At 58.1% G+C, this 12,913-nt stretch carries 10 protein-coding genes; 6 read left to right on the forward strand and 4 right to left on the reverse strand.

The genetic code is table 11. The features are described from left to right. Positions 1-163 precede the first annotated feature (163 nt). Positions 164-394, reverse strand: a complete 231-nt coding sequence (locus M1D34_RS29320) for a hypothetical protein (protein ID WP_498784638.1) — start codon at positions 392-394, stop codon at positions 164-166. Between the two features lie 363 nt (positions 395-757). Between M1D34_RS29320 and M1D34_RS29325 the strand changes: the two genes are divergently transcribed. From M1D34_RS29325 to M1D34_RS29350, 6 genes are all read left to right on the forward strand, one after another. Next, the gene (locus M1D34_RS29325) at positions 758-2,512 is read left to right on the forward strand and encodes a cation:proton antiporter domain-containing protein (RefSeq protein WP_498784640.1); all 1,755 of its coding nucleotides are present in this window, start codon (positions 758-760) and stop codon (positions 2,510-2,512) included. Positions 2,513-3,617: 1,105 nt separating this feature from the next. Next, complete coding sequence (locus tag M1D34_RS29330) at positions 3,618-4,133, forward strand: DUF4956 domain-containing protein (protein WP_498786176.1); 516 nt, start codon at positions 3,618-3,620, stop codon at positions 4,131-4,133. Beyond that, complete coding sequence (locus M1D34_RS29335) at positions 4,111-4,914, forward strand: polyphosphate polymerase domain-containing protein (protein WP_498784642.1); 804 nt, start codon at positions 4,111-4,113, stop codon at positions 4,912-4,914. Before M1D34_RS29330 ends, M1D34_RS29335 begins: the two co-directional genes overlap by 23 nt. A gap of 23 nt (positions 4,915-4,937) precedes the next feature. Beyond that, entirely contained in the window at positions 4,938-5,876 is a 939-nt protein-coding gene (locus M1D34_RS29340; RefSeq protein WP_498784644.1) for an esterase-like activity of phytase family protein, read from the forward strand. A gap of 289 nt (positions 5,877-6,165) precedes the next feature. After that, positions 6,166-7,818, forward strand: a complete 1,653-nt coding sequence (locus tag M1D34_RS29345) for a sensor histidine kinase (protein WP_498784646.1) — start codon at positions 6,166-6,168, stop codon at positions 7,816-7,818. A gap of 98 nt (positions 7,819-7,916) precedes the next feature. Beyond that, positions 7,917-8,594, forward strand: a complete 678-nt coding sequence (locus tag M1D34_RS29350) for a response regulator transcription factor (protein ID WP_498784648.1) — start codon at positions 7,917-7,919, stop codon at positions 8,592-8,594. A gap of 469 nt (positions 8,595-9,063) precedes the next feature. On the opposite strand, the gene M1D34_RS29355 is transcribed toward M1D34_RS29350, so the two are convergent. The 3 genes from M1D34_RS29355 to M1D34_RS29365 form a co-directional block, all read right to left on the reverse strand. Next, a complete protein-coding gene (locus M1D34_RS29355; RefSeq protein WP_498784650.1) occupies positions 9,064-10,101 on the reverse strand; it encodes a TerC family protein in 1,038 nt (345 codons plus the stop codon). A 307-nt stretch (positions 10,102-10,408) separates the two neighbouring features. After that, positions 10,409-11,227: a universal stress protein gene (locus M1D34_RS29360; RefSeq protein ID WP_498784652.1), complete on the reverse strand. Its 819-nt coding sequence runs from the start codon at positions 11,225-11,227 to the stop codon at positions 10,409-10,411. 337 nt (positions 11,228-11,564) lie between these two features. Continuing rightward, positions 11,565-12,626: an endonuclease/exonuclease/phosphatase family protein gene (locus M1D34_RS29365; protein WP_498784654.1), complete on the reverse strand. Its 1,062-nt coding sequence runs from the start codon at positions 12,624-12,626 to the stop codon at positions 11,565-11,567. Positions 12,627-12,913: the final 287 nt, after the last annotated feature.

Genomic DNA, 12,913 nt, shown 5'->3' on the forward strand with positions numbered 1-12,913 from the left:
GACTCGCCATTGCCTGGTTAGGCCCGGCAGCACGTAACCGATAAATCCAGGGAGCGATGACGGCGCGGCCCTGGGTCAGCTTCACATCAGACAGCCTCAGCCTTGCCCCCGTTATTTTCAACCACGAGCATGAGCCGGCCGCGGGAGCGTGCCAGACTCCAATTCACCCCGATGCAAGAGCGTCCGAAGTGCGAAAGAGGACTGGCAGCACGTATTGCACAGCCAAGCTTTCGCCGCCGGACGTGCTCCGCAATGGATCAGCTAACTCGTCGATCACCACCAGGTAGCTCTCCTCCGAGCTCAGCGGCTCCTTGCTGAAGCGCATTACGCTGATGACGCGGCTGCCGTCCGGTGCCAGCCCCGCTGATGTCGAGCTTGCGATGCTGGTCGGCATCAGTTGCTCTGCTCCGTCTCTTTGACTCGAATGGAAAACCCGCACTTTGATGCCAACCGGATGGTTCACCTGGTTTCTGAGGTGAAAAACCGCTGCTCGATCCGGTGCGAGGCGGGGTGGACCGCAAAACCAGAGCAGCTATGCCGATGCTTTTCGGCATAGAACACATGGCGATCTCCTGTCGGTTACTCAGCATGGCTCCTATGCCAGACCCACACGCCAAATTGTCACAACCATACGTGACGCCAGCGACGGCACCTCACATCTTCTGGCGAATAGAAAGCAAGACACTCGCGCCGTAGTCCATTATGTCTATGCTCGTTGGGCACTTGGCCTCTTAGTGGAACCGGCCGGACTGGAGAAATGCCTCACACACCACTTATGGCTACCCTCGTCGCCGGCCTTGGGCTTGCTTTCATTTTCGGCACGCTGGCAAACCGACTTCACCTATCGCCGCTGGTCGGCTACCTCTTGGCAGGTGTTTTGATAGGCCCGTTTACGCCCGGCTTTGTTGCAGACCAATCGCTGGCGCGCCAACTCGCCGAGCTTGGTGTTATCCTGCTGATGTTTGGCATAGGGCTGCATTTCTCCCTCCACGACTTACTCTCCGTACGAACGATCGCGCTTCCTGGGGCGCTCGGTCAAATGGCTCTGGTGACAACGCTCGGGTTGATCGTGGCGCAACTGATCGGATGGCCAATTGCAGCCGGCGTGGTGTTCGGGTTGGCACTCTCGGTTGCAAGCACGGTCGTGGTTCTACGGGCCCTCCAGGAAAAGCGACAACTCGAAACCGTTGGAGGGCGTATTGCCGTCGGATGGCTGGTCGTCGAAGACGTCGCCATGATCCTCGCGCTCGTATTATTGCCGGCCTTCGCTGGCAGTTTTGGCGGCAGCACAACTCAGCCGAGTTCAGGCGATGGCGGCCTCTTCACCTTCCTTGAGCCGCAAACTGTGTCCGGCGCGCTTGCACTTGCGTTGACCAAGTTGACCGCCTTTTTTGCTGCGATGGCTATCGTCGGCCGGCGTGTCATTCCGTGGGTACTGCACTATGTTGCTCACACCGGTTCGCGAGAGCTTTTCCGTCTGGCCGTGCTGGCGATTGCGCTGGGAGTCGCCTTCGGAGCAGCTGAACTGTTCGGCGTCTCTTTCGCTCTTGGCGCTTTTTTCGCGGGAATGATCCTCGCCGAATCGCAGTTGAGCCAAAGGGCCGCGCAGGAAACGCTGCCGCTCCGCGACGCATTTGCCGTGCTCTTCTTTGTCTCGGTAGGTATGTTGTTCAACCCCATGATTCTGGTTGAGCAGCCGCTGCTCGTCGGAGCAACATTCCTGATCATCGTGATTGGCAATGCGACAGCCGCGTCCGCGATCGCCGTCATGTTCGGCTATTCCCTGTCTGTAGCTCTGACACTCGGCCTCAGCCTCGCACAGATCGGCGAGTTCTCCTTCATACTTGCGGCGTTGGGAGTTGAACTCAAGCTTCTTCCGGAGGCAGGACGGGACCTGGTGCTTGCCGGAGCGATCCTATCCATTCTCATCAACCCTCTTCTATTCGCCGGGTTCGCTCGCCTAACGCCATGGCTCAAGCCACGCGAGCCGGCCGGAACCGTACAGGAAGACAGCAAGACAGACACACCCGAGCTCACTGGTAGCCGTCTCACCGACCATGCTGTCCTCGTCGGCTATGGGCGGGTTGGGAGCCTGGTTGCAGAGACGTTGCAAAAAGCCCGGCTGCCTTACCTGATAATCGAGGAACGGCAAGCGGTTGCCGATCAACTCCGGGCGCTTGGCACGGAGGTCATTATTGGAAATGCCGCTCAGCCCGGATTACTCGAGGCGGCCAACGTTGGCGCAGCCAAATGGTTGATCAGCGCCATTCCAAGCCCGTTCGAAAGTGGCAACCTCATCGAGCGCGCCCGCACAGTGAATCCGCCACTCGAGATCATCGCCCGCGCCCATTCCGACGCTGAGGTCGATTACCTGACAAAGTTGGGAGCGAATCTCATCATAATGGGAGAGCGGGAGATCGCGCGGAGCATCTCGGAACATATTTTAAGCCACATCGATGTATCCGCAGCTCCCAATCCCAACGAAGGCCAAACAGGCCGCATATCAGAATAAGCTTGCGCTGAACTGCGGACAGTCCCTCGCCTTGAGAGGAACCGAACCAGCGGCTCCGCACCGGCGCATTCTAACTGCCTGATATTCCCGGCGATCCCGAATACGCGATGTGCGTCAACAGAACCGAGCCTAGATGGGCTGGCTTAACTATCGTGTCGTTTGCTCTAATCGATGAATGAAGGCCACCGGCAAAGGTGTCTTGATCGCCTCTGGGCCCCTTGCGAATGTACTCCTCAGCAGTCGCGAACTTTTCGGGTTCAGTTGCCCGAGATAACGAATTGCCGCTTCGACCGAGAACTCGCTCCCGCGTATCTCGAAAATTGGGCGCAAGAGCTCAAATGTAAGCACCCAATTGGCCGCGCCTGCCGGATAGCGCCTTGTCTGCCCTTGGATTCAAATCGGGTGGCAAGCTTGTTGCGGGATCATATGCAAGACCGACACGCAGATGCCGCGCGGGTCGGCTAGTCCTTCGACACAGGGAGCGACTTTGACCCCGTCCCAGTAGATACCTTCACCATCACGTATCACATCCCCGACACTACAGTAGAACGGGCACCAGGTTAACGCGGAGGAGACCGTGCCGGGAGAGCGCATGCGGCTATCGATTGAGAATGCCCGTTGGTTCTTGCAGCAAGCACGTTCGCGCAGGCGTCGCCGCTAGCTCCCCGTCTCCGCGATAGCGCACTTCGGAGCCTCAGGTGCCGCCCACTAGTGCCGGTGCGACGGAGGCGCGGCCCCTCTTACCGGGCTCTAACCTTGCGTTCTCCGAAATCTAATCTGCGGCTCTCCGAAATCTCGCCGGCCTCACACTCGGCCTTAGTCGGCGTAGTTCATAAAAGTGTCATCGGACTGTCACATTTCGAAAAGGCGTGCGGGCAAACTGTTGATCGGTAACCGGCTTGGGCGCTGTATCGCGAGTTCTCCAGCACCACTCGATGGCGCTTTGGATAACCGAGGGAGCTGAAATGAATATCTTTGATTTGAATTTGGCAGCGGTGCCCGGTGTCTCGGCGGCGGTGAGGGCGTCATGACAACCGACCTCGTGCAAACCCTCCAAGATCCACTCGCGGCTCAGTCGATCAGGTTCGCCCTGAACCTCGCGGGAATGATGTTGCTTATCTTCGGCATGTATTATCGACGATACCGCGACAAGGAATTAGTCACGGCGGCCGCGCTATTCAATATATTTACCTTCGCAGTGCTGACCGTCCTGTCGTCTGTGAATTTCAGCGTGGCAGCTGGTTTCGGCCTGTTCGCTATCTTGGCCCTATTTACGCTGCGCTCCGAGCCGCTCACCAAAACCGAGATGACCTATTTCTTCGGCAGCGTCGCCATCGCAGTCATCTCGTCGGTGCAGGGAACCACGTTGCCCTTCGCGGCCATGGTCGTGCTGTTCGTGCTCGTCGGTGCCTACGTCGTCGATCATCCAAAGATCCTGCAATCCGTTAGCGGGGCGAAGGTCACGCTGGACAAGATCCACCTCACGTTGCTGTCGGACCCCAAGACGATGCGCGCCGAGCTCTCAGAGCGGTTGGGCGTCGACGTGCTGTCCTATCAAGTTCTCCAACTCGACTACATAACGGAAATGGCGAGGCTCAATGTCTACTATCGCAATCACTGACGGTTGGCTGGAGTGGGTCTTCGAGCCCATCAGCCTCGACACCCTCAACGCAAAGGCAGCCATGCTGGAACGGCTTGACAACAAATATGTCGTCGGGGCGGCCGTTCTGAGCCGCGCCGCGACTGAGCTGGCGTTGCATTTCGATGTGCTTGAGATCAACGGACGCCGGTCATTCACCTACGAAACCTGCTATTTCGACGGTGCGGACCGGCAGAGCTATTTCGATCACCACCAAGGCCGGCGCAGGCGGGCCAAGGTCCGAATCCGGAAATATCTTGAGGCGGACCTCTGCTTCGTCGAGGTAAAGCTCAAAGACAAGCGCGGCGCCACTATCAAGAAGCGGCTGCCCTACGATCCAGGCAAATTCGGTGTCCTTGACGACGCCGCGCTAGGCTATGTCGACCGAGTCTATTTCGATCAGTATGGTCAGCATTTTCCATACGAACTCTCTCGGGTCATCGACATGCGGTATGTCCGCATGACGCTGGTCGCGAAAGAAGGCGGGGAGCGTATGACGATTGATGGTCAACTGCACTTCTTTGCTCCTGGTTCGTCGCATGCCGTCCGCGATGACCGCTTCATCCTCGAAACCAAGTCAGCAAATGGCAATGGGATAGCCGACCGCCTTCTGCGGACGCTGCACCAGCATCCCACTAGAAACTGTTCGAAATACTGCACCGGCATAGCGATCCTGAACCAGACGAAGAAGCACAACAAATTCCTTCCGGCGCTTCGCAAGCTTGGAGGCGTTCCCGCGCCACAAGGGGTATTGGTCACATGATTAGTCGAAAAGCGGTTAGTCTTATGTTCAATCGTCTTGCGTGGGCTTCGATGCTGCTTGCCACGTCGGCCGTGACAACGGAGAGTACCGCAGCCGCGCCAAGGCTGGAGGCGTTGGACAGCATCAACATCCCCGCTGAGGGCGCAAACGGAGTCAGAATCGAGGAATTTTCCGGCCTGGCGTGGGATGAGGATGAGCAACTCCTTTATGCGGTTTCCGATGGCGGCGTTCTCCACCATTTTCGCCTTCGGTTGAACGGGCTCCGGATCGAGGAGATTCAACCCGTTTTTTCCGCCCCGATCGCAGCGTTGACAGGCGGTACTTCGGCCGAGCGGGTCACCAATGCGGAAGGACTGACGGTACTCAACCATGACAATGGTGAGCGATCGGACAGTGAGCTGCTGGTAGCGTTCGAGGACGGACCTGCGATTGTCCGGTTTACACCACAGGGCAACCGGATCGTCGACATTGCATTGCCTGGCGCCCTGGCCGACGAGCGGCAATACCGCAAGAAAAACAGCCGCCTCGAAGCGGTCGAATTTGACAGGCTTCACGGTGTGCTGACCGCGCCGGAACAGCCTTTGGAGGGGCAGCCGGAAGACCGGCACACAATTTATGCCGCCGACGGAACGACTTGGTCGTTCGCGGCTTTTCAGCCCGACAGCAGGCTCAAGGCGATCCAAGAGCTGCCGGACGGCAATCTCCTGATTCTGGAGCGAACGCGCGACGGAAAAGGGGGCACACCATCGGCGCGCCTTCGCTATCTCGATCTTACCGCTTGCTCCGCGGAACGGGAGTGCCCCCTGATAGAGCTTTCCGCCAGGCCGGATGCGATGCTCGTGAATAACTTCGAGGGGCTGGCGCGTCTATCGGGGGACCTATTTCTCATGGTCACCGACAAGACAAAGAAGGACAGCGAACCGACGACCTTCGTGCTGTTCAAGGTTACAACTGGTCCCTAAGCGCGGCCGTTCACCCGGCGTGCGATGTAATGAGGTACCCGGCTGGTCTCCCCCTCGCTGGGGTGAAGTCCTGCGGCACAATGCCAATTCTCACCAATTTATAATCTGCCTCTCCCGTATACTTAATCGTCGTCGGCTATGTATGGTCGAGCGGCGCAGTGCAAATTTCCGCCGATCTAAGCAAGCCGGCCGCCGAGCGTACGCCTCTACCGCTTTCGGCCCATCTGGGAGCGGAATTGGATTTTCATGAACCCGTCGGATTCGGGTTGTCAACGCAGATGGACGGCCGATGGGTATCAGGTTCCGCATTCTTCTGTTTCAAACGATTGTGGTCGCATCAGTCCTGATGATGGCCGCCATTGTCTACATTACCATCCGTTCTACAAACTATTACACGCAGCGTATCCAGTGGGCCAACAACCAACTCGATGCTGTCACGGCGCTAACCGTCAACGCAAACCGATATTCCGAGCAGATCGCCGAATTCCTCCTGATTGGTGAACCCGAGCGCTCCGATTACGAGAGCGCCAGTGCGGAACTTGAACAAGGCTTCGATAAGCTCGAGAGGCTGACCAGAGGCGAGGCCGAATTCCTTGTGGGCAGCAGTCAACAAGAAGACGGCGGTGATGAAATCTTTCGCATTATGCGGATGCGCACGCTTTCCGGGGAAATCAACAAGGCCACCTCCGAAGCAATCAGCCTGCGCAACCAGGGGCGCCAGGAAGAGGCGGTCAGGGTTTTTCGCCGTGACATCGAGAACCGTTTCGACGCCGAGTTCGAAAACATTCTGGAGGCAGCACGACGCGACGAAGAGGAAGAGGTCAGCCGGACCGAGCTGCAGGCCGATGCATTGTGGCGACGCTTGACTTGGATAACAGCGGCGCTTGCGGCCGCGGCCGTTTTCCTTTGCTTTGTCGCCGCTATCCTTCTTGCCCGATCTCTGATGCGCCCGATCGGCCTTCTGACCCGGGGCACCGAGGCAATCAGCAACGGCGAACTCGACCACAGAATCAGCTACGACAGCCGCGACGAACTCGGTGCGCTGGCCAAACGCTTCAATGAAATGGCCGCCATCCAGGAAGACCAACGCAACCGGTTACTCAATGCCAAAGCGGAGCTCGAGCATGAGGTGGCCGCGCGAACCGCGCAGCTTGCCGCGGCGAACCAACGCCTAACCGACCTCGATCGGTTGCGAGTCCAGTTCCTCGCAGACATTAGCCATGAACTCCGTACGCCCTTGACCGCTCTTCGCGGCGAAGCGGAAATTCCGCTGCGCCACGGTTCAAAGCCCGAAGCAGTTTACCGCGATGCGCTGGAACGAATCGTCACCCAGAGCCTGGAGATGGGTCGCCTCGTGGACGATCTGGTTTTTTTGTCCCGCTCGGAAACCGATACTATCCGCTTCGAAGCCCGCCGCGCGGACCTCGTGATCATCGTCGCCGACGCACTCCACGAAGGCGAGATCCTGGCGCGCGCCAAAGATATCTCGATCACGGCGGACTACAGTACCGATCCGGTTTGGATCACTGCCGACGCGCAGCGACTTAAGCAGGCTCTCCTCATCGTTCTCGACAACGCCATAAAGTATTCTCCACGTGGGCGCTCGGTGAGCTTGACCATGACCGTTGAGAACGGACATGCCGAGATTGCGATTCGGGATACGGGGTTGGGCATCGCAGCTGAGGAAATATCCAAGGTGTTCGAACGATTTTACCGCGGCAGAAGTCCAAAGGCATCGCGGCAGCCTGGCAGCGGCCTCGGCCTTTCGATCGCCAGATGGCTGATCGAAAAGCACCAGGGCGAGATCGAACTCACGAGCGAGGTCGGGGCTTTTACGGAGGTTCGCATCCGCATTCCATGCGGGGACACCTCTTCGGATGAGAGCACGGGCGCAGCGATGATCGCTTCGAAAAACATCCCGCGTGAAGCCAGCATGGAATAAACCGCGACCTTCTCCGTTTCTTAGAAGCTTGACAGAGTGATCGGGACCGCGAGAGTTGCGTGAGATGCTCGGGTCACGGGGGACGGAGGTGATGTCGCATGCCAAAGATTCTGGTGGTGGAGGATGACGATCGCATCGTAGGTTTTATCAAGCGAGGATTAGAAGCAGAGGGCTATCTCGTCGATTTGGTAAGCAACGGCGAGGACGCTCTGGCGATGGTGCGGGACGCACCATATTCGCTGATCATTCTCGACCGGGTGCTTCCTGGAATCGACGGCCTGGAAGTGTGTCGGAGGTTACGGCGCGAGCGGCACGAGCATCTTATCCTGATGCTCACGGCCAGAGACAGCCTCCAGGACAAGGTTGAGGGACTAAAGGGCGGCGCCGACGACTACCTGACCAAACCGTTCGCCTTCGATGAACTGATCGCGCGCATGGAAGCGCTGCTTCGTCGGGGTTCCAGCGCGGGCGGCGCGGATCCGGTGCTGCGGGTCGGGGATCTTCTGCTCGACCCGACCAGCAAAAAGGTCTGGCGTGGTGAGCGCGAGATTAGCCTGACCGCCAAAGAATTCAGGCTTCTCACCTATTTAATGTCGCATTCTGGCGCCGTCATCAGTCGCACGCGACTACTCAACAATGTCTGGGATCTGAGCTTTGACCCCGAAACGAAGGTAGTCGATGTCTACATACGGTACCTCCGCCGCAAGATCGATGGCGCGGACGAACGGCCCCTCATAAAGACCGTACGCGGCTTCGGCTACGTCATTTCGCCCTGAACCAACTTCTTAGAGCGCCGCGCAGTTACCTGGGGAGCAAGGGCGACGACGCCTTAGCTATCTCTGCGCAAGGCAGGCGAGAGGTTTCGCCAGACGCGCGACAGTCGGCGCACCGAACTCGTCCAGGATTTCGTCGAGCGGGATTGCCAATCTGATCTCCGACGGCCGCGAGACCCGCTAGGTGGGCCCGGGGATTGGCGCCGCTCAGCCGGCCATCGCCAAGATGCTCAAGCGTCTCGCCGCCGACGGGTTGATCCAGCAAAAACTCCATCGGGGTGCTTTCCTCACCGCCGCGGGCCGAACAAAACTGCGAGAATGAGCGTGGTCATCAAACAGATCTTCCGTCCTGCGACGAAACGGAAACGGTCTCGCGAAACCGACCCTCAGTTTGCAGCTGGTTCCGGATGTGACGGCTGTGCTCAGGATTGATCAAGTTGTCGGCCCGCCGATCTCGCTCGATGCGCCGCTCCTATGCCTGGTCCGAGGAGCGGGATCTGCGGGTGTTCAGCGCGGAATAGGCGATGGCACCACCGATCACTAGCAGCGTTACAAGCAATGCCCACTGCGGCGCGAGGTAGGGCACCCAGCCGAGCTCCTTTGACAGGGCAAAATTCCAGATGATCTTCGCTCCGATCAAAACGAGCACGAGTGCCAGCCCGTACTTCAGGTATTTGAAGTGCGCCGCCGCTGCGGCGAGCATGAAATACATGGAACGCAAGCCCAGTATGGCGAATACGTTGGAGGTGTAGACGATGAAGGGATCACGCGTGACAGCGAAGATAGCCGGAACAGAATCTACAGCGAAAACGATATCAGCGGTTTCAACCATCACCAGCGTCAGCAAGAGCGGTGTGGCGTAGAGCGTCGCGTGTCCGGTCGCAGGATGCGGCAGGCGCACGAAGAAATGGTGACCGTACCGTTGGTCTGTCACACGCAGGTGTCGGCGGGCAAAGCCGAGAATTCTGTTGTCCTCGAGCCTGAACTCCGCTCCGCGTCCGGTGATCATCTTCCATCCGGTGTAGATAAGGAACACAGCGAAAAGGTAGAGCACCCAGGTCCACGAGTTCACGACTGCGGCACCAAGCGAGATGAAGATCCCGCGAAACACGATCGCTCCTATGATCCCCCAGAACAGCACGCGGTGCTGATACTCGCGAGGGATGCTGAAGTGGGCAAAGATCAATGAAATGACGAAGATATTGTCGAATGCTAGCGCGGTTTCGAGGAGATAACCGGTGAAGTATTGGACGACCGCTTGGCGGTTCAGATCGGTAGGTATCTCGTAATACTGCGGAGCTGGCTCATACAGGAGACCGACCCAAAGCCCGAAAAGCACGGCTAATGCGGCAAAACTCGACCACATCAGCGCGCTCTTAGCAGGCGAGATGACTTGGTCCTTCCGATTGATGATGCCCAGGTCAAGCCACAATAAGAAGCCAATAAAGCTCAGGAAGCCAAGCCAGAGCCAAGCCGGCTGTCCGGCGTACTCAACGGAGAGGAAGTCCAAGGGCCGCTCCTTTCACCGCGGAAACTTAATCGCGTGCTACGAAAGGACTGCAGGCGGAAGAAACACGACCCTTTAAGCGGGTGAAATGTGCGCTCGCGCCCACAATCCTCCAGTCCGACATCGCGATCGCTTCGCAACCGCCAGAGGGGCCCGGTCTGGCATAGAAAGGATAGGGTTTCCGGTAAGGTAGTCAACTCCCGCGATCAGTACAGAGGCGTATGGGCGCCAGTTTGCCCTCGCGGGATGGGCGGAACCTCTGCGGGGATAGCAGTCTTGCCAATCAGCTTGGCATACGGCGCGGATCAAATTATCGAACCAACATTACCGGCACCACCTGCGCGTCGATCATCGCTTGGGTGACACCGCCGAAAATCTTCTCGCGAACACGCGAATGCCCATACGCGCCCATGACGATCAGGTCGGCCGACGTATCGACCGCATGCTGGTTGAGAACTTCCTCGGTCCGGCGTCCGCCACCTCGAAGCCTATCGATCGTCACTTTGATGCCGTGGCGAGCCAAATAGGAGGCGACGGCATCTCCCGTTTCTTCTTTGGCCACGGCTCGAGAGTCGACCAGGACAACGTTCACGCGGTCGGCACCTCTCATCATCTCCAGCCCTTCCCTTGCGGCCCGCGCCGATTCGATGGAGGAGTTCCACGCCAGAAGGATGTTCTTCGGTTTCAAAATTTCCGATCGGAGATCGGGCGCAAGCAGGATCGGGCGCGCCGAATGGAAGAGAGCACCTTCTATCATGAGGCGCCGCAGGCGTTTATCCCCCTTCATACTTGGACCGATCAGGGTGACGTCAGCAAACCGCCCACACTCCCCGAGATCGTGTTCTATCTGCATCGAATCGGCGTATCTCCCATGGACATCGAATGAAATCCCAATGTTGTTGAGAGTTTCCCGAGCTTGCTCGATTACCTGACGGAGTTGCACTATTTGGCTGGTCCTGTCGTAATCCCATGAAACAGCCGCAAAGTCTCTGATCGGAGGCAGCGTAGCCATTGCAACAGGCATAACTGAGAGGTGAGCATCTAGCGCAGAGCAAAGATCCGCGGCTGCCCTTAGGTCACCTTCGAACTGGTCGACGCCGACCACAAGGAGAATGGTTCTGTAGGTCATCATCTGATCTCCCGAAACCGGTGGGTGGAAAACAGTTTGCGCTTACCCAGCGGTGTGCACAAGAACCTCGCGTGATCGCTTGCCGAGCTACATCACCAGCGAGATAATCCCGATAGTTGACGGAGACTGATCTCGTCCTGCTATTCAAGTGTCTCTGGTCCAAATCTCCTCCAGGCGAGGAGAACTATTTGGCCCAAAGCCGCCCCCGAGGCCGGATCTTGCTGAAGGGATCGTCGCGCGGGGAAAGCAGTCGAGGACGTTGTGACGATAAGGCCGCGGAAGGCCGCCGCACCTGATTTTAGTTCAGGCGGCGCGACGCACCGCAGCTTGGCCGTCGTCATGCCGTGCAGTCGGCTATCTCCTGCGCTTCGGCTTTGATCGGCTTGTATTTGAACGTGGCGCAGATCACGCCGTGATCGCTGGTGCCCGCTTCCTTGTGGTCATCGGAATTCAGATGGTCATTGTTGACCGTCATGCCATCGTACATCCACACCCGTCGCCGTGAGTTATCGTAGAATTCCTCGCTGACCAGAATGTGGTCGAGCGACTCCATGATGTCCTGATGGACATGGGTGTAGTAGACATCTCGCGTGCTGCGGTACTCCTGCAGGGTCTGGGCGGTGTAGAGGCTCACATCGCCGCCGCCAAGGGAATCTCCGACGAGATAGCGCGGCTGCTCGGTCAGGATGTTGGCGGTGTTGCTGTGCTGGCCATCATTGATGTCGCCGAGTACTATGACGGGCGTGCGGGTCTCTTTCATCTGCTCAGTCAGCATGAAACGCAACGCCGCGGCCTCCGCCGTTCGGCGAATCGTTGAGATCGCCGCACCGATGCTGGTCGCGTGCTTTTTGTAGATCGCTTCATCGGCCTCGAACCAGTCTTCCCGAAATACCTTGGTTGGTCCCTTCGATTTGAAATGGCAGACATAGACGTGGATGGGTTCGTGATCCTCGCGCGGCCGTACCGAAATATGCAGCACCGGGCGCGAGAAGCTCGGGATGGAAACGCTGATCGCCGGCGTCTGAGGATCGTCGCCGGAACTCTTCAGAATGAACTTTTCCGGAAAGTGTTCGATCCATTCAGGCTCGCCGATCACCAGCCCCTTGCGCACGATGGCGGCGCAGACGATCCGTTTGCCGTTGGCATTCTCCGGGACGATCAGATCGTACTCTCCGGCTATCCCGGACCCGGTGAGGGCTCGTTCGATAGACGCCGAGTGCCACAACTCCTGGAATCCGAAGATGTCGGGATGTAACAGGCGGATCGTGCGGCTGGTCCAGTCAATCTTGCGATCATACTCCTCCTGCGACCAGCCGTTTTTGTCGGTGTAGATGGGTAATCCCGCCTCGTTGAGATTGTAGAGATTGAACGTACCGATGCTCATACGTTTGAGTTTCAAAGGTCCCCTCCATTGCGGTGTGTTGTTCAAGTTCCTGCCGCTCAACTGTATCAGAACTTGCTGACGGCTGATGACGAACTCACATGCGGTGGAGTTCGAGAACTTGATCCGACCGCGCCCCCTAGACGCAAGAAACAAACGCCTATCAGAGCCCGGACTCCGGCCATATTGCCAAAGGCCCGTTTGTTACCGTGCCGCGGTTAGGCGCTGGGCATATCAGTAATCTCGAGCGCGAAGCGGTTTATCGAGCCGACGGCGAGAACATCGGTTTCAGCGACGTCCTCGTC

The sequence above is a fragment of the Ensifer sp. D2-11 genome, from assembly GCF_054161295.1.